The organism is Blautia pseudococcoides (assembly GCF_001689125.2).
Taxonomy (GTDB): Bacteria; Bacillota; Clostridia; order Lachnospirales; family Lachnospiraceae; genus Blautia; species Blautia pseudococcoides.
The window spans coordinates 1,649,085-1,667,096 of sequence record NZ_CP015405.2; the positions used below are offsets into that span (position 1 = coordinate 1,649,085).

Here is an 18,012-nt window from a genome sequence, read left to right on the forward strand (position 1 = left end):
CCAAACTGCTATAATTTCCATAATCTAAATACAAAGGTTCAGGAGGATATGAAATTGAAAAAGCAAATATTTAAAGGCGTGGGTACAGCAATCGTTACACCCATGAAAGAGGATTTTTCTATTCATTATTCTGTGTTTGAGGATTTACTGGATATGCAGATCGCAGGCGGCGCGGATGCAATTCTAGTTGCGGGCACAACAGGAGAAAGTGCCACGCTCACAGATGAAGAGCATATAGAACTTATTCGGCACGCAGTCAGACATGTCAAAGGACGTATTCCGGTCATTGCCGGTGCCGGAAGCAACAATACCGCCCATGCAGTCTATCTGTCAAAGGAATGTGAAAAAGCAGGGGCGGATGCCCTTCTCCATGTGACCCCCTATTACAATAAAACGTCCCAGCAGGGGTTGTTTCTGCATTTTACGGAATGTGCCAAGTCAACCAAGCTGCCCATCATTTTATATAATATACCGTCACGTACAGGGGTCAATATCTGTCCGGCCACGTATAAACGCCTTAGCGAAACAGAAAATATAGTGGCTGTAAAAGAGGCAAGCGGCAATTTTTCTCAGATAGCAAAGATTGCAAGCCTATGTAAAGAGGATTTAACGATATATTCCGGAAATGATGACCAGATCACCTCATCCCTGGCTCTTGGCGGAAAAGGGGTGATCTCTGTTCTCTCCAATCTTATACCAAATGAAACACACGCTATCTGTACCTCTTATTTTGAGGGGAACCATGAGGAGAGTGATCATTTACAACTAAAATATCTGGAGCTTATCGAAGCACTGTTTTTAGATGTAAATCCTATTCCTTTAAAACAGGCAATGCGCGCCATGGGTTATGACGTGGGTCCCTGCAGGCTGCCCCTCTGCAATATGGACAATACCATGGCAGAAAAGTTGTATGCTGTACTGGAAAAATACAATCTGACGGAAGCATCCAAACACACACACTCCGATGCCTGGTAACACCGGTTCGGTTCTCAAACATAATGTGTGATCTTGTAACCATGCAGGCTAAGGACCATTGGACATTTTAGGAAATACAAGAAGGAGATTTCATATGAAGGACGCATATATCCTATTTAGAAATGAGTACCCGCAGAATAAAGAAGAGATTTTTTCCCTGATCAAAGAATTCTGCCGCAAACATGATCTATATTATTCCGGCCCGATCACCGGGGATTCTTTGCTGGTAAGGATTGAGGGAGAAGTGTATACTGTGGATATCAGGGAAGAAAAGGAGGATTCAGGCAGTGCTTACTGGATCATTTATTTTCTGCAGAAAAAGCACTTATATCTCTTCCGAAATATTTTAGAGCCGGCTTGATGTCGGCTCTGTATTGTTTTCTTTGTCCTTGGGCTCATACCAGCAGCAGGGGATCTGCGCATTGTTTCCCCCTGCATATCACTGGTCAGGGAATCTCCCGCTATAAGGATGTCCTTCTTCTCATAAGGGCCTATTGAACCGGTCGGGTAATACCTGTTCTTTTGTAATTTGTCCGGCCTCCAGACGTTTCCAATAACTTTTGTTTATTTCCGCATACCTGGAAATCAGGGCATCTGTGCAGTCATTCAGATTGAATTTTGCAAAAGACTTCCGCAATGCATATTTCTCTGATTTGTCAAAATTGAGCAGTGTTCCGTCTATAAGATCACTTTAAACATTATCATTCTCCGTTTTTTATATTGTAGGGCTATTTCCTGTAACATTCCCTGATGAACGGTTCCTCTATAAGTTCGGAAATAAGCAGACCATATTTTCGAGGATGGCGGAATGCATTACCGTGGACTTCATGTTTCCTGTAGGCACGGATCTCCTTTATCGGGAAATCAGCCAGATAAATCCCTTCCCGTTCCCCAGCTTCCAAAATCAGTGTATCTCTTGAACCGGGTTGTCCCTCCCTGTACGCGATTCCGTCAAAAGCCGTTGAATGTCCGTTGCAGTCAGGTTTTCCATAAGGATAATTGACGGTGGCTATTCCCGTCATATTTTCGTAAGCTCTTGCCCGAAGCTGGGAAATCCGGTTAATTTCCATGGGACAAGCATTGGGAACCAGAATAATTTCAGCTCCTTTCAGCATGAGGATCCTGGCGCTTTCGGGGAACTCCCTGTCATAACAGATCATGGCTCCAACCTTCACCCTGCCCTGCTCCGTATCCAAAACCGCAGTATAAAAATCATCCCCTGCCGTCAGCCTGCACTCATCCCCAAAATCGCAGGTATGTACCTTGGCATACTTTAAGACACAGCTTCCAAAACGGTCAAAAAGACAGATCGTGTTGCGGGGCAGTGGCTCAAACGCTTCAAGAAATGTGATACCCACAGCCATGTGCAGCTCTTTTGCAAGTGCACCGAAGGAACGGACAAATTCGCTGTCAGATGACACGGCAGCCGCCTTTAGCTCCTCTATATCTTCCGGAATATGGTAGCCGCTGCTCCACATTTCCGGGAATAAAGCAATATCCGCTCCCATAGCTTTGGCTTTCCTGCAGAAATCCATGCCCTTTTTCATATTTCCCTCCAGAGTGTTCTCCGGCAATAATTGTAGTAATGCTACTTTTAGACTTTTCATTTCAACCATTTTCCTTATAAATCTGTTTTCGTTATATAATTCCAACTATGGCATCCTCCCGTATTGGGTACACGCCCTTTTTCCATCCGGGATAATTAATACCCATTTCCAATGCTTCATTAACGTCATTATATAAGTGCTCTATTTCATCTAAATCACTGTAAGCACCACGTTCAATCAATAATTCCATGCTCTTTCGATCATCCTTTCTTATGTGCTCCGCGCAATTCTATTTTTAAATCTCCCGACCGCCTGGACAATGACATTTACTGCTTTATAGGCCATAACCAACAGGCCCTCGGATTTCTATCATATTTTGCCATCTCCTTTCATAGATTGTTCTATCAAACTTCCTTTTAAAGGGGCAGCCATATATGAAAAATTGCGGCAGCAGTAAAAATGAGTGTAACAATAAGGAAAAAGACACAGCAGAAAACGAAGAAATATTTGCCTCTCAAAAGCCATATCCACCTGTATGCATAGCTGAAAGAAATTGTACATATGGACGTATGATGTTGGATAATATAGGGGGCGCCAATTCGGAAATGTCTGCTGTAAGCCTCTATCTTTACAATAATCTGCTGTTGGATTTTGACCAATATCTGTCTTATGTTTTCCATAAAATCAGTATTGTGGAAATGCATCATTTGGAAATATTCGGACAGCTTGCCAGACTAAACGGAGAAAATCCAAGGCTTTGGACTCACAGAGGGAACAAAATGCAGTATTGGTCACCCGGCTGCAATCGCTATCCCACGGATTTAAAACCTCTGCTTATAAATGCACTGGAAGGGGAAAAGAAAGCCGTACAAAAATACACCATGCAATGTGAACATATTAAAGATGTCCATATGGTAAAATGCCTGAAACGCATTATTTCAGATGAGGAACTGCATATTGAAATTTTTGAAAGTCTTTGTAAAAAATACTAAATGTACCGCCGCATCCAGCAGAAATATGTCTGTTATTTGTGATAAGAATGCCCATTGATGATCCGATAACTCCTGTAAATCTGTTCCAGCAGTACCACCCGCATAAGCTGGTGCGGAAAAGTCATTTTGGAAAAACTGAGGGCAAGATCAGAACGTTTCCGCACCTCTTTGCAAAGTCCAATGGAGCCGCCGATAACGAACGTAATGTGGCTCTTTCCCTGTATCCCCAGACTCTCTATTTTTTGGGAGAATTCAACGGAATCCAGCATCTTTCCATTGATCTCCAGTGTGATCACATAGGAATCCTCCCGGATGCATTTCAGGATGCGCTCCCCCTCTTTTTGGCGGATATTCTCCTCCAGGGTTTCACTGGCGGCATCCGGGGTCTTCTCATCTGCCACTTCCAGGATTTCAAGCTTACAGTATTTACTAAGGCGTTTTGCGTATTCCGCAATGGCGTCACGATAAAATCTCTCTTTGATTTTTCCAACCGTCAGCACAGTAATTTTCATTTGCCGGATTCCTCCCGCTTCCATTTCAAAAGTTTGTCTTTCTCCTCTTTAGACACCTGGTAGGACTCTCTGATCTTCTGGATGGATTTATTGTGTGTAAAAGTATCCATAGTATCCGTCTGCAGAAACAGTGTCGTTTTTTCCGGGAATTTGATATAACACACAGACACAGCCCAAGCAGCTGCCATCTGGACATAATAGGCATGGCTGTTTATATGGTTCAATCTTTCCAGGAGACGGTCTATATACTCTTCTGTTACAAAATGGTTCAGCATGGACACCAGGGCAAAACGGATTTCAAATTCATGTTTCGAGTCCAGAAACCGTTCCAGGAATGCGAACCAGTAGGAAGTATCCTTTCTCATAAACTTGTAAGTGACACAGCTACAGTCACAAATTGCCCAGTTATTGATTTTAGGAACAAAATCCTCCAATGCCTGGGCCTGTTTTTCCTGATCCATTTTCACATATCCAATTACAATACCTTTCAGCATCAGTTCCTCATAACAGGTATCATCCGCTTTTTCCCAAAATTCCGTAATATCTTCTTTTGCAATCTTCTTTGCCATTTCCCGGAGCTTTGGCATTCGGACCCCCATCATTGTGGTCAGGCCCGGAACCAGGGACTCTTGAAATTTTTTGTATTTCGCATCAGCAGACTGCCGCAGTTCTTCTCTTATTGCCTCGATCATGATCTTCCTCGTGTTTTACAAAACAGCTTCCATATAGTTGCAAAAAGAGCCGCCACGTCCGGTGACGGCTCCCTATATGCTTAATTAATTATTTTTTCCTTTGATAAATTCATCAATTCCCTGTGCTGCTGCTTTACCAGCACCCATAGCCAGGATAACCGTAGCAGCGCCTGTTACAGCATCACCGCCAGCGTAAACGCCGTCTTTGGTTGTCTTGCCGTTTTCTTCATCAGCGATGATACATTTTCTCTTGTTTGTATCAAGACCGATGGTGGTGGCGGAAATCAGCGGGTTCGGGGAAGTTCCAAGAGACATGATAACGGTATCCAGTTCCATCTCGAACTCGGAATCTGGAATCTGTACCGGGCGTCTTCTTCCGGATGCATCAGGTTCGCCCAGTTCCATGCGGACGCACTTCATACCTTTTACCCAGCCGTTTTCATCTGCCAGGATCTCTGTTGGATTACACAGAAGATCAAAAATGATGCCTTCTTCTTTTGCATGATGTACTTCTTCTGCTCTAGCAGGAAGCTCTGCTTCACTTCTTCTGTATACAATATGTACTTCAGCGCCCAGACGAAGTGCTGTTCTTGCTGCATCCATTGCAACATTTCCACCGCCTACAACAGCCACTTTTTTGCCCATTTTAATGGGGGTATCATGGTCATCGCGGAACGCTTTCATCAGGTTGCTTCTTGTCAGGTATTCATTGGCAGAGAACACACCGTTGCTGATCTCACCCGGAATTCCCATGAACATAGGAAGTCCCGCGCCGGAACCGATAAATACAGCTTCAAAGCCTTCTTTTTCCATAAGTTCATCAATCGTGGTGGATTTTCCGATGATAACGTTTGTCTCAACCTTAACGCCTAAGGCTTTTACATTTTCAACTTCCATTTTTACGACTTTGTCTTTCGGAAGACGGAATTCAGGAATACCGTATACCAAAACACCGCCCGGCTGATGAAGGGCTTCAAAGATAGTCACATCATAACCCATCTTTGCCAAATCGCCTGCACAGGTAAGGCCTGCAGGTCCGGCACCGATCACTGCCACTTTATGTCCGTTTTTCTCCTTGGGAGGTTCCGGTTTGATTCCGTTTTCTTTTGCCCAGTCAGCAACAAAACGTTCCAGTTTACCAATGGAAACCGGCTCGCCTTTGATACCGCGGATGCACAGGCCTTCACACTGTGTTTCCTGAGGGCAGACACGTCCGCAGACTGCCGGAAGGGCACTGGACTGTCCGATCACTTTGAACGCTTCTTCAAAGTTACCTTCTTTTACTTCTCTGATGAATCCCGGAATATCAATATTTACGGGACATCCTTTGATACATTTGGCATTTTTACAGGTCAGGCAGCGAGCTGCTTCTTCCATTGCCTCTTCTTTGTTATATCCATAGCAAACCTCTTCAAAGTTTGTTGCTCTCACTTTTGGGTCCTGCTCTCTTACAGGAACTTTCTTTAATACATCACCCATTATTCGTCACCTCCGCAGTTTCCGCATCCGCCGTGATGGGTGTCCCCCTCACGAAGTTTTAATAATGCTCTTCCTTCTTCTGTCTTGTACATCTGCTGTCTCTTCATTGCCAGATCCCAGTCAATCAGATGACCGTCAAATTCAGGACCGTCCACACAGGCGAATTTTACTTCGCCGCCGACGATAACACGGCAGGCTCCGCACATACCGGTTCCGTCAACCATAATCGGGTTCATGGAAACAATAGTCGGCAGGTTCAGTTTTTTAGTTGTCAGGCAGCAGAACTTCATCATGATCATTGGTCCGATGGCAATACATTTTGTATAAGACTTGCCTTCAGCAGTCAGATCCTCGATGACTTTTGTTACCATTCCGTGACGTCCATATGTACCATCATCTGTGGTGATGTATAAATTACCTGCTACTTCTTCCATCTCTTTTTCCAGGATGATCAGGTCTTTTGTCTTAGCACCCACAATGACATCAGCTTCAATGCCGTGCTCGTGCAACCATTTTACCTGCGGATATACCGGTGCTGTTCCAACGCCGCCGGCTACAAATAAAAGTCTTTCTTTCTTTAACTCTTCTAAATCTTCATTTACAAATTCAGATGGACATCCTAACGGACCTACGAAATCTTCAAAGAAATCTCCTGTCTGCATTTTAGCGAATTTTTCCGTGGAAGCACCTATCGGCTGGAAAACGATCGTAACAGTTCCTGCCTCTCTGTCATAATCACAGATAGTAAGCGGAATTCTCTCCCCTGCATCGTCCTTTTTCACGATGACGAACTGTCCGGGCTCGCAGTGTTTTGCAACCCTTGGTGCGTCAACAACCATGAGATAAACTATCTCATTAAGCTTTTCTGCTTTCAGAATCTTGTACATAATGTCCTCCTCACAACTCCAAATATGGTAATTCTATTGCTATAGTCGCTCTTTTTAGTATAGAGCAAAATGAACAAAAATTCAATCCGAATTTTAGAAAAATTTCCAAATTACTTTATAAATCATTGATAAATGACATAAGTTGCACTTGCAGGACTGCTTATCTTGCCATTTTCATCCACCAAAATTGCGGAGAAAATATTTTCCCCAACCGGCATGGAAACCGGTCCTGTATATTCTTCGCTGTCAGTGGTTGGCGTTCCGTTAAATTCATAATATGCAGTGCACCCTTTTGGCACATATACTTTTATAGTCATAGAATCCTCATACTGTCCGGAGGCAGGGGTTATCCTTGGCGCATCCGGCGCCTTGAACTCTATCGTGTAGGACATCATGCCGATATCACTTGGGATTCCCTTGGCATTATATGCCACATATTTCAGGGTATACTCCCCTTCTTCCTCCAGTAATATCCCACTGGCAGAATCATACAATGTACTTGTAGTATCCGGGTCCTTTCCATCCAGAGTGTAGTACACTTTGGTCCCGTTCTCGATCGCGCTGAAATCCACTTCCTCTTTGCTGTTGTAAGTGCCGCCGTCCAGTGAAATGACGGGAAGCGTGCTGATATAAGAAGAATAGCGCTCCTTGACCTCTGTGCTCTCGCAGTCATCCATAAGTTCTTTTATCTTTTTCACTTCGCCCTGCTTTTCATACAGGCGCAGTAGCTCCCCGTAGGCGCTGACACTGTCAGGCGCATTGGAGATCGTAGCGATGAGGATCGCCAGAGCCTTGTCCTCCTCCTGGTTTTTCAGATATATCTTGGCCTGCAGAATATTTGCCTCCGTACTGTCGGGATGCAGGTGCAGAGCACGCTCCAGGTATTTCAGGGCAGTGTCATAGTCTTTGTTGCTGAACTCGGACTCTGCCTGGGCCATCTGGAAATCAAAAGAATTGTATTGCTTCTGATAAAAGATGACACCGGCGCCCACTGCCAGCACGCATACCCCGACGACTGTAAAGCCCACAGCCATACGTTTTTTCTTTCGCCGTTTCATCTCCTGCTCCTGCCGCTTTTTTTCCCGAAGCGCTTGCTCTTCCTTTTTCTTCTTTTCTTTTTCCTGTATCTCACGCTGCTGGATGATCGTCTCCAGCGTATTATATTCCGGCACCCATTGAACTTCTTTGCCGCATACGGGGCAGAACAATATGCCATCCTCAAATTCTGTACCGCAGTTCGCACATTTCATGTAAATACCTCATTTCTCATCTATATCAACATTTTACAAATATTCTTTTACCTGTTCCGTCCCCTCACAGTTACAGACATTCTTCTATATACTGTTCAAATTCATCCATGGACATAAGAACTTTCCTGGGTTTGGTACCTTCCTCCTCACCCACAACGCCGGCCTCACAGAGCTGGTCCATGATTCTGGCCGCCCGGTTAAAGCCAATCTTAAAGACACGCTGCAGCATACCGATAGAGGCCTTTTCCTTCTCAATGATGAACTTGCCTGCATCTGTAAAATAGGCATCCCGGTCATTGCCGCCGGATGCTGCTCCCGCCTGATTACCGGAAGCATCTTTGGCCGCTTCTATCTTGTCCTGGATTTCCTGGCTGTAGACATGGGCAGGGTTCTGCTCTGATAAGAATTTAACCACAGCCCCCACTTCCTGGTCACTGACAAAAGCCCCCTGTACACGGGCCGGCTTTTGGTAGCCCTGGGGATAAAACAACATGTCACCTTTGCCCAGAAGCTTTTCCGCACCATTCATATCAATGATCGTCCGGGAATCCACGCCGGAAGATACGGAGAAGGCAATCCTGGAAGGCATGTTTGCCTTGATCAGGCCGGTAATGACATTGACGGAAGGCCGCTGCGTTGCAATGATCAGATGGATCCCCGCTGCCCGGGCAAGCTGTGCCAGGCGGCAGATCGCGTCTTCCACCTCACCGGGAGCTACCATCATAAGGTCTGCCAGCTCGTCCACAATAATAACGATCTGCGGCATCTTTTCCGGCTTCCCTTCCTCTTCAATATCTTTGATCTTATCAACCTTTGCATTGTATCCTTTTAAATCCCTGACATTGTACTCTGCAAATTTGTTATAACGGTCAGTCATCTCCGCAACCGCCCAATTCAGGGCGCCGGCTGCTTTCTTTGGGTCTGTGACCACGGGGATCAGCAGATGGGGGATGCCGTTATAAACACTCAGCTCCACAACTTTTGGGTCTATCATGATAAGCCGTACCTCTTCCGGGGAGGCTTTGTAAAGGATACTCATAATTAAGGTGTTGATACATACAGATTTACCGGAACCCGTGGCACCTGCTATGAGCAGATGGGGCATCCTGGCAATATCCGCTATGACCGGCTGTCCGGCGATATCTTTTCCTGCTGCGAAAGCCAGTTTTGATTTGCATGTGGAAAAAGCCTCGGACTGTATCAGTTCACGAAGCATAACTGCACTGTTTGTGGCATTGGGGACCTCTATTCCAACAGCTGCCTTACCGGGAATGGGTGCCTCAATACGAATATCCGTTGCCGCCAGATTCAATTTGATATCATCTGTCAGGCTGACAATTTTGCTGACCTTAACCCCCTGCTCCGGCTGCAGTTCATACCGCGTGACCGCCGGACCGCAGCTTACATTGGTCACCGTCACATTAACGCCGAAGTTGTGTAAAGTTTCCTGCAGCTTTTTGGCTGTACTGCGCAGATGGGAATCAGAGTCGCCTTTTACCCCGCTTCCCTTTTTCAGCAGTGAAACAGGTGGTATCTCATATTCCTTTTTTATCTCCTGCTCTTTGTCTGCGATCTCATCCTTAATATTTTCAATTCCGTCCGCGATCTCATCTTTGGAGGAACGTGTTTTTTTCGCAGATGCTGGTTTCTGTGGTTTTTCCTCCCGCACCGGTTCTGCAGGGATCTCCTCCACAATTTCTTCCACCTCCGCCGGGGCTGCGTCGGAACGATGGATCGGGAAAGCGTTCTCAGGTTTTAAAAGGATGTCATCTGCCGGAATCTCTTCCACAGGTTCCGCTGCAAACGCTTCTGCAGCAGCGGCCTCTTTCCGGATATTGTCTATATTTTCAGCAGCCGGATTGGCTGCAGCATTGTCTTCGTTCTTGTTTCTTCTTGTTTTCAATTTTAAAGGTTCGGATTCCTGTGTCTTTTCCCCGTGTTTTGCTCTTCTTCCTGTGACTGGATTGTCTTTTCTCTCTGATACATATTGTTTTCTGCGGGCATGGCCTGCTTTTGCGCTTCCATATACACGGGTGCTGCCTTTTTTGAGAAGGGCAAACATAGATTTCTGGGTGATCAGGATCAAAGCAATGATCATTGCAATGATAACGATCACATACGTTCCCACAGTACCGAAGGCTTTTCCGCAGATATTACAGAGAAGGCCACCCAATATACCGCCGCCGGTCTGGTATGTGGAGGAAGTTTTGTAGTAGTCCATAATGGAAGTTCCGCTGAAGTAGCCGTCCGTTAAAAGCTGCATCAATGCGCAGGCAGAAATGAACAGCAAAAGAAAGCCTGCCATTTTCCGGTAAGCTTTCGGATTTCTGTTATTCGATATGACAAAGGATACAGCCAGAAATAAAAAGATAGGAAATATGTAAGCCACCAGGCCAAACAGCCCGAAAAACACACCGCTGACCGTCTTTCCTACCAGACCTCCCATGCCGAAATTACTAAGTAACAGCAGGATAGAACCTGCCAGTGTGATCCATAAAATAATCTCCGTATACAGGCCGATCCCTTCGTCCTGTTTTTTCTTATTTCTGCTTCCAGAGCGGGTGCCCGTCTTTTTTCTTGTGTTGTTTTTTTTCGTCGCTGCCATTTTTCTTGACTCCCCTTAAAGTTCCTGCGGCCTGTGCCTACAGGACAAAATTACACGTTACAGCGGCAATTCCCATGATAAAACAATAAATGCTGAAATACCGGAATTTTTTGCGCTGCACAAACCGCAGCATTGTCTTGATACAGAAGTACCCCGCCACTCCTGCCAGAACCGCTGCTGCCAGATATTCCCCGAACATGGGAAGTGTGGCTCCCGAGCCGGGTATGTCCTTTAATTCCAGGATAGCTGCCCCCAATACAGCCGGAATGGACATGATAAATGAATATTTTACTGCAAATTTTCTGTTGAGACCGCAGAGCAGACAGGCTGCTATGGTCATACCGGACCGTGAGATCCCGGGAAATACCGCAATTCCCTGAAAAAAGCCGATAGCCAGTGCGATCCCAAAGGATACATCTCTTGGTATTTTATTTCCTGCCGGGAAGAAATCCACCACCAAAAGCAAAATTCCGGTGATGAAGAGTCCCACCCCGGGTGCCAGCAGATTACTGCCGGCTGTCACCACCACGTTCTTTAGAAGCAGTCCCACAACTGCCGTAGGAATGGTAGAGACAATAATAAGCAGAATAAATTTTCGGTAATTGGTGGACACGATTTTTTTATAACGCTTTGCATCGTGTTCTCTTCTGTTGTGTGACCATATTTTGAAATTCTGAACAATGTCATAAATCATCCCACATCCATCCAGAATCAGTTTCTTAATGTCCTTCCAGAACGCAATAAAAATAGCTGTCAGCGTTCCCAAATGTAAAATCACATCGAACAACACGCCTGTGTCCGTGTTGATGTTTAAAAGATTCTGCATAATAGCCAGATGCCCGGAACTGCTCACCGGAAGGAACTCTGTGATCCCCTGCACCAGCCCAAGCAGAAGTGCCTGTAGTAATGACATGTGGTCAACCTCTTCATATGTATTTTCTCCATCTGTTTTTTGTGTAAAGCGCACAGATGGAGTGATAAACTTTATCAAATGTTTATTCTATCATAAAATTGCATTTCACACAACTTAAAAGTCTTTACAAAATTTAAGAAATTTCGATCATCCCTCATTTTTTCTGTTTTTTTCAATAAGTTCGTACAGTTTTTCCAAAGACTGGGAAATTCCGCCGACTTCATCGATCAGTCCTTCCTTCACTGCTTCTTCACCCTCCAGCATTGTACCCACATCCTTTACAAGCTGTGTGGGATCCAGCATCAGTTCCTCGATACGCTCCTGCGACATCTTGGAATGGGAGGAGACAAAGCCTGTGATGCGGTCCTGTATTTTTTCTATATTTTTATAGGACTGCATCACGCCGATAAACATACCGTTGCTCCGGACCGGATGTATCACCATAGTTGCAGAGGGCACAATAAAAGAATAATCAGCGGAGACTGCCATAGGCACGCCGATGGAGTGGCCGCCGCCAAGGACCAAAGAAACGGTTGGCTTGCTCAGGGATGCGATCATCTCCGCAATCGCAAGTCCTGCCTCCACATCTCCACCCACAGTGTTGAGGAGGATGAGAAGGCCGTCCACATCTTTGCTGTCCTCGATCACGGCAAGCTTTGGAAGAACATGCTCGTATTTGGTGGTCTTGCTGTTGTTTGGCAGAGATTCATGGCCTTCCACCTCACCAATAATGGACAAAAGGTGGATATGATATTGTTTTTCATTGTCGGATAAATCTAACTGCCCCATATCTTCTATCTGCTCATTTTGTTTTTCTGTTTTTTCCAGTTCTTTTTTCTTTTCTTCAGACATAAAACTACCTCCAAGAATTTATTCCTGGAGGTAGGATGCGTAGTTTGGTGATTATTATGCACATTCCGGTGCAGATGTACGGCTCGTTGGCTGGAAAAAAGCCCCCTCTGCGCCTGTTAAAACGCAAAGGGGGGATTTTATTTACTCGTCCCAGTTATGCCATACATACTGCACGTCGTCGTCATCTTCCAGTAAATCCAGTGTTCTTAGCAGGTTCTTCACATCCTGCTCATCGGAAAGCTCCACATAAGTCTGGGGGATCATGGCAACATCTGCCTCTGCCATAGGGATTCCTTCCTTTTCCAGGGCTTCGCGCACAGCGCTGAAGTCATCCGGAGTGGTGAGGACCTCGAAGCTGTCCTCCTCCTCAGAAAAATCTTCTGCGCCTGCATCCAGGGCGATCATCATCAGGTCGTCCGCATCCATCTCGCACTCTTCCTTGTCAATGATGATCTGCCCTTTTTTATCGAACATGAAAGACACACAGCCAGGTGTTCCGATATTGCCGTTTCCTTTTGTGAATGCACTTCTCACATTGCTGGCTGTACGGTTCTTGTTATCTGTCAGCGTCTCCACAATGACAGCCACACCGCTTGGGCCGTAGCCTTCGTAGGTGATATATTCGTAGTTGTCAGCATTGGCATCGCCCGCTGCTTTTTTGATCCCGCGGTCAATGGTGTCGTTTGGCATGTTGTTGGCTTTTGCCTTCGCGATCACATCACGCAGTTTACTGTTGTTGGCCGGGTCCGGGCCGCCCTCTTTTACGGCTACCACGATCTCTCTTCCGATCACAGTAAAAATTTTGCCTTTTTTAGCATCGTTTTTCTCTTTTTTATGTTTTATATTTGCGAATTTTGAATGTCCTGACATCTCTCTTCTCCTTCTTTTTTGAGCAGTTTTTCTACCCTTACTTTTTGAATTGTATTATTTTCCACCCCCAGGATGGTAAATAAATATCCGTTTGTCCTGACTTCCTTGTCCTCCTGGATATTGGGGATATGGCCCAGCAAAGAGGTCAGATATCCGTTTAATGTCTCATAATCCTCATCCTCAAAATCAATATCCAGCACTTCCCCCACCTCTTCCAGAGGTGTGAGACCTTTCATAAGATAGGAGTCATCAAGCTGTTCCACAATAAAATGGTCGTCTTCATCATATTCGTCCAGAATATTGCCCACAATCTCTTCCAGTATGTCCTCCATGGTAACAATGCCGGAAGTCTGTCCATATTCATCCACCACCACAGCCATGTGGATTTTCTTGGCCTGCATTCGTTTAAACAAATCGTTGATGCTCCTGGTCTCTGGAATATAGGAGGCTTCACGAATCAGATCCGGTATCTGGCCCACAGGAACATCTCCTTTATTCTCAAAGGTCATCTGCTTCATAGCATCCTTCAGATGCAGGATGCCGATAATATCATCCATATCTTCCCTGTATACCGGATACCTGGAATTACTTCCGTTCAGCATATAGGAAAGGGCCTCAGCAAGAGGGGTATTTACCTCTATGGCGCTGACATTTTTCCGGTGAGTCATGATATCCTGCGCTTCCTTGTCGGAAAACTCCATGATATTCTGAATCATTTCCGCTTCATTCTCTTCAATCACACCCTGTTCATGGGCATCATCCACCATTGAAATAATCTCTTCTTCCGTCACATCTTCTTCGTTATGATGGGGATCCACACCCAGCAGGCGCACCATCCCATTGGACAGTTTCATGATCAGAAACGTGATCGGATAAAACAGCTTTACGATCAGCCGTACCAGCCCTGCTGTCCGGTAAACCCATTGGTGCGGATTACAGGTAAACAGCTTCTTGGCGGAAATTACGCCTACAGCCACAAGTAAGATCAATACCAGAAGCACCACGACCACAATGCAGATGCCGCGCAGAACAGCGTCCGGTATGTAGGAAAATGCGGAAACCCCATGCAGTGCCGTATACAGATGGGGAACAAGCCGGCGAATTCCCACATACCCGGCCAGTATGCTTAAAAGTGTGCCCACAGTAAGAATGGTATTGACAACCATAACCGGATCGTTCACCACATCCAACAGCCAGCGGGACCTCTTATCACCCTCCTGCTGCCGCTTCTCCACTTCACTTTCGCTTACTTTCTGTATGGCAGAGCCAAATCCATATAAAATCCCGTTAATGATGATGAATAATAGAAAAACCATTACCGCCCATAAAGGACTACTCCCGTCATCCATATGATTAAAAAATTCCTTCTTTCTTCCCTCATATTTGCCCTTTTTACAGGGCTGTCCTATAATAAGATACCATTTTCATGCACAGCAGTCAAGAAAAAAGAATGCCTGTCCGGGCCGCAAAGCCGTAATTCCCGACACTAGTATTTTGCCGATTCTGGAGGATATCTGTGACTGGAGAGAAAAAGTGGTATTCCCGGATTTGGATGCTGTGGATTGGGAGGCAAGCGCCAAGGCAGACAACGGCTTCACACACTCATGGGATTTGAAAATGCCCTCTGCGCCATGCTCACAGATCCGGATGAGGTGGGCGCAATTTACGACCGGCTGGCAGACCTGAAATCTGGCGCAGCCTGATAAAACCGCGGATCAAAAAAATCGCGGAACACTGCCATACACTGGGCATGTTTTTCGATATGCATTCCTGCGGTAAAATGGACCAGATCATTGCCGAGTTTCCGGAAATAGGTATTGATTCTTTCCAGGGACAGGGCATCAACGACATTGTGGGGTAGAGTAGGCGAGTGATATTTTCACTCGCCCCTCATCAAACCGTGCATGAGGTTATCCCTCACACGGCTTTCCGACATTCTTCTTTCTACAGCATTACGTCATGCGCTAGCCATTTTCTTTAGTCCTTTTTCGCAAATACTTTTTCTAACAAAGCCTACCTTAGACATATGATTTCGTCTTAGGTGTTTCTTGTTATACCATCTTGTAAAGGTGCAGATAATATACCAATCCAGTGCCAGCATCCATTTTTCGTTAGTTTTGGTTGAATAATAATTCTTCCATCCTGTGATTTTCGGATTTAGATTTTTAATTAAATCTTCTTCCTTTGCAACCAGCATGCATCGGTTATTAACATTCCTTTTGATTTCTGCTTTCATCTTCTTCATGGCTTTTTTGCTTGGGTACTGGTATGTTTCTTTATACAGTTGCCCTTTGCTTGTTTCCGTTGTCATTCTTCTGTGGTGCATACCAAGAAAATCAAATCCTTCTTTACCATCCCACATACTGACAATTTTTGTTTTCACTGGATGTATCTTTAAATCCAGTTTTCCCATGATGTATTGAAGCAGATTCAGTGCATGATTTGCACTTTTCTTGTTCTTACAGATAACCACTGTGTCATCTGCGTACCTTACAAGAATTCCATGAGTAAGTCCATACTTTTTCCATAGTCTGTCTAGTGTATTTAGGTAGATATTTGCCAGTAACGGAGATATCACCGAACCTTGGGCTGTTCCTAATTCAGAGACTGTTAGGATATTTCCATACAGTATCCCTGACTTAAGCCACTGTCTTATCAGTTTCAGAATTCTTCTGTCCGATATGCGTTGTTCCACAAGCAACATCAGTTTATCTTGGTTTACGTTATCAAAGAACTTTTCGATATCTGCATCTACTACATAATAGCCTTTGTTGTTACATGCTTTTCTTACCACCTCTAGTGCTTGTTTTGCACTTCTTTTTGGTCTGAATCCATAGGAACAATCTCTAAAGTCAGCTTCGAATACTGGCTCTATCGCTATCTTTGTAGCCAACTGCACAATTCTGTCCTTAACCGTTGGTATTCCAAGTGGTCTTTCACTTCCGTCTGGTTTTGGTATCATGACACGTTTTACTGGGAATGGTTTGTATTTTCCATCCATCAGTTCCGATTTGATTTCTGTTAGGTATTTCTCAATCCCCATCGTCTCAATATTTTCGATACTGATACCATCTACACCACTAGAACCTTTGTTAGCTTTTATTCGTTTCCATGCTTCGAAAAGCACATCATCCCGATATACTTTATCGTATAGTGCATGGAATCTTCGGCTATCACATTTCTTGGCTGTCAGATATAGTTTGTTTTGAAGTTGTCGAACTTTTTCTTTGGAGTTGTTAGTATTCATTACATTCTCTCACTCTTACCCTCTCTACAAACATGAATGAAGCAGGGAACCTTTCCATAGACTGCGTTTTCTTGCACAGTCATTATCGGTACTATGTTCCCCTCCGACTCCCTCCCATCAGAAATACGACTTCGCCAAGCTTATACGCTTTCTCTTTACCTTTCGGTGATGGGTAGGGTCTCTCCAGTTCCGAACCACACTTTTCATACATACCGCTTCCTCTATACCGAGGGATTCCTCCGTGTTGCTTTCCAGTATCTTCACACGTTCCATGGTTTTCGCCCATATGCCCAAGGCTCAACTTCCCTTTGTTCTCTTTCGAGACCTTTTTTTAACGATACGGCAGAATTCACTTTATGTTACGGTCTGCATGATTGCTCGCTCCCTTATCGGGTTACTTTATCCACTCGCTTAGCACCCTGTATTACTACAACGCACCGAGTTTAGCTACACGGCTCACTGGCGATTACCGTGACCGGACTTACACCGGCAAGTGTGGTACAGCTTCGCTGGACACACAGCAATGAAAAAGACAGGCCATAGCCTGTCCTATAACATCACACCGAAATATCAGGATCTGGAAGCCGCGGCAGCGGCAGGCAGCCTGACAGAGGAGGAAGTCAGAAGCCGTATCCGGGAAGAAGTTTTATCCTGCGCTAAGAACGGAATCTATACAACTGCCTTCGTCCCGGTAAAGACCTGGTGGTTCCCCATCGCCATGCAGGAGGCGAAAGCCTGCGAAAAGGAAATTTTCACTATGTAGTGGGAAGTTCCAGGCTCACGCACAGGGCATGATTGACTTTCTTCAGTATTTCCGCATCCAGATGGCATACCTTGTCTTTTAATCTTCGTTTATCAATGGTGCGAAGCTGCTCCAGCAGGATCACGGAATCCTTCACAATGGCGTAGGAGGACGCGTCGATCTCTATATGGGTAGGCAGCTTCGCCTTATTCATCTTTGATGTTATGGCCGCACAGATCACTGTGGGGCTGTGTTTATTGCCGATGTCATTCTGAATGATCAGCACCGGACGGATCCCGCCCTGTTCACTGCCGACTACCGGCCTTAAATCCGCGTAAAAAATATCACCTCGTTTGATAACCACACATTTCACACTCCGATTTTTTTCTGTTCAGATATAATTCTTCCCAAGTTCTCTCGTGTGTATTCCATGGTTTTTCTTGTTTTTT

At 45.1% G+C, this 18,012-nt stretch carries 19 protein-coding genes; 5 read left to right on the forward strand and 14 right to left on the reverse strand.

Annotated elements, in window-relative coordinates:
- Positions 1-102: 102 nt before the first annotated feature.
- The gene (gene dapA, locus A4V09_RS07775) at positions 103-975 is read left to right on the forward strand and encodes a 4-hydroxy-tetrahydrodipicolinate synthase (RefSeq protein ID WP_512698673.1); all 873 of its coding nucleotides are present in this window, start codon (positions 103-105) and stop codon (positions 973-975) included.
- A gap of 94 nt (positions 976-1,069) precedes the next feature.
- The gene (locus A4V09_RS07780; protein WP_065541847.1) at positions 1,070-1,336 is read left to right on the forward strand and encodes a hypothetical protein; all 267 of its coding nucleotides are present in this window, start codon (positions 1,070-1,072) and stop codon (positions 1,334-1,336) included.
- Between the two features lie 367 nt (positions 1,337-1,703).
- Here A4V09_RS07780 and A4V09_RS07785 read toward each other — a convergent pair whose 3' ends face one another.
- Complete coding sequence (locus A4V09_RS07785) at positions 1,704-2,582, reverse strand: carbon-nitrogen hydrolase family protein (RefSeq protein ID WP_065544690.1); 879 nt, start codon at positions 2,580-2,582, stop codon at positions 1,704-1,706.
- A 31-nt stretch (positions 2,583-2,613) separates the two neighbouring features.
- Positions 2,614-2,772, reverse strand: coding sequence for a hypothetical protein (locus A4V09_RS24270; protein WP_157123469.1), 159 nt, complete (start codon positions 2,770-2,772; stop codon positions 2,614-2,616).
- A 184-nt stretch (positions 2,773-2,956) separates the two neighbouring features.
- On the opposite strand from A4V09_RS24270, the gene A4V09_RS07790 reads away from it, so the two are divergent.
- Positions 2,957-3,514, forward strand: a complete 558-nt coding sequence (locus tag A4V09_RS07790; RefSeq protein ID WP_065541848.1) for a ferritin-like domain-containing protein — start codon at positions 2,957-2,959, stop codon at positions 3,512-3,514.
- A 32-nt stretch (positions 3,515-3,546) separates the two neighbouring features.
- On the opposite strand, the gene rlmH is transcribed toward A4V09_RS07790, so the two are convergent.
- The 10 genes from rlmH to A4V09_RS07840 all read right to left on the reverse strand — a co-directional run bounded on the left by rlmH (position 3,547) and on the right by A4V09_RS07840 (position 14,923).
- Entirely contained in the window at positions 3,547-4,026 is a 480-nt protein-coding gene (rlmH, locus tag A4V09_RS07795) for a 23S rRNA (pseudouridine(1915)-N(3))-methyltransferase RlmH (protein ID WP_065541849.1), read from the reverse strand.
- Positions 4,023-4,718 carry a DNA alkylation repair protein gene (locus A4V09_RS07800; protein ID WP_065541850.1) on the reverse strand — a complete coding sequence of 232 codons (696 nt, stop codon included), beginning with the start codon at positions 4,716-4,718 and terminating at the stop codon, positions 4,023-4,025. Before A4V09_RS07800 ends, rlmH begins: the two co-directional genes overlap by 4 nt.
- Before the next feature lie 84 nt (positions 4,719-4,802).
- Complete coding sequence (gltA, locus tag A4V09_RS07805; RefSeq protein ID WP_065541851.1) at positions 4,803-6,197, reverse strand: NADPH-dependent glutamate synthase; 1,395 nt, start codon at positions 6,195-6,197, stop codon at positions 4,803-4,805.
- Positions 6,197-7,084: a sulfide/dihydroorotate dehydrogenase-like FAD/NAD-binding protein gene (locus tag A4V09_RS07810; RefSeq protein ID WP_065541852.1), complete on the reverse strand. Its 888-nt coding sequence runs from the start codon at positions 7,082-7,084 to the stop codon at positions 6,197-6,199. The genes gltA and A4V09_RS07810 overlap by 1 nt, the downstream gene beginning before the upstream one ends.
- A 122-nt stretch (positions 7,085-7,206) precedes the next feature.
- Positions 7,207-8,334: a chitobiase/beta-hexosaminidase C-terminal domain-containing protein gene (locus A4V09_RS07815; RefSeq protein ID WP_065541853.1), complete on the reverse strand. Its 1,128-nt coding sequence runs from the start codon at positions 8,332-8,334 to the stop codon at positions 7,207-7,209.
- Between the two features lie 70 nt (positions 8,335-8,404).
- Positions 8,405-10,939, reverse strand: a complete 2,535-nt coding sequence (locus tag A4V09_RS07820; RefSeq protein ID WP_065541854.1) for an FtsK/SpoIIIE family DNA translocase — start codon at positions 10,937-10,939, stop codon at positions 8,405-8,407.
- Between the two features lie 37 nt (positions 10,940-10,976).
- On the reverse strand, positions 10,977-11,852 hold the full coding sequence (locus tag A4V09_RS07825; protein ID WP_065541855.1) for an undecaprenyl-diphosphate phosphatase: 876 nt from the start codon (positions 11,850-11,852) through the stop codon (positions 10,977-10,979).
- Positions 11,853-11,999: 147 nt separating this feature from the next.
- The gene (locus tag A4V09_RS07830; protein WP_065541856.1) at positions 12,000-12,704 is read right to left on the reverse strand and encodes a ClpP family protease; all 705 of its coding nucleotides are present in this window, start codon (positions 12,702-12,704) and stop codon (positions 12,000-12,002) included.
- A gap of 141 nt (positions 12,705-12,845) precedes the next feature.
- Positions 12,846-13,574, reverse strand: a complete 729-nt coding sequence (locus tag A4V09_RS07835) for a YebC/PmpR family DNA-binding transcriptional regulator (RefSeq protein WP_065541857.1) — start codon at positions 13,572-13,574, stop codon at positions 12,846-12,848.
- Positions 13,544-14,923, reverse strand: coding sequence for a hemolysin family protein (locus A4V09_RS07840; RefSeq protein WP_065541858.1), 1,380 nt, complete (start codon positions 14,921-14,923; stop codon positions 13,544-13,546). Before A4V09_RS07840 ends, A4V09_RS07835 begins: the two co-directional genes overlap by 31 nt.
- Before the next feature lie 213 nt (positions 14,924-15,136).
- Between A4V09_RS07840 and A4V09_RS24275 the strand changes: the two genes are divergently transcribed.
- Positions 15,137-15,277, forward strand: coding sequence for a hypothetical protein (locus A4V09_RS24275; protein WP_157123470.1), 141 nt, complete (start codon positions 15,137-15,139; stop codon positions 15,275-15,277).
- Between the two features lie 254 nt (positions 15,278-15,531).
- On the opposite strand, the gene ltrA is transcribed toward A4V09_RS24275, so the two are convergent.
- Entirely contained in the window at positions 15,532-16,821 is a 1,290-nt protein-coding gene (gene ltrA, locus A4V09_RS07845; protein WP_065541859.1) for a group II intron reverse transcriptase/maturase, read from the reverse strand.
- A gap of 523 nt (positions 16,822-17,344) precedes the next feature.
- On the opposite strand from ltrA, the gene A4V09_RS07855 reads away from it, so the two are divergent.
- Entirely contained in the window at positions 17,345-17,584 is a 240-nt protein-coding gene (locus A4V09_RS07855; protein WP_065541860.1) for a hypothetical protein, read from the forward strand.
- Here the strand turns inward: A4V09_RS07855 and A4V09_RS07860 are convergent.
- On the reverse strand, positions 17,577-17,927 hold the full coding sequence (locus A4V09_RS07860) for a type II toxin-antitoxin system PemK/MazF family toxin (protein WP_018594007.1): 351 nt from the start codon (positions 17,925-17,927) through the stop codon (positions 17,577-17,579). The two genes, A4V09_RS07855 and A4V09_RS07860, sit on opposite strands and share 8 nt — an antisense overlap.
- Positions 17,928-18,012 lie beyond the last annotated feature (85 nt).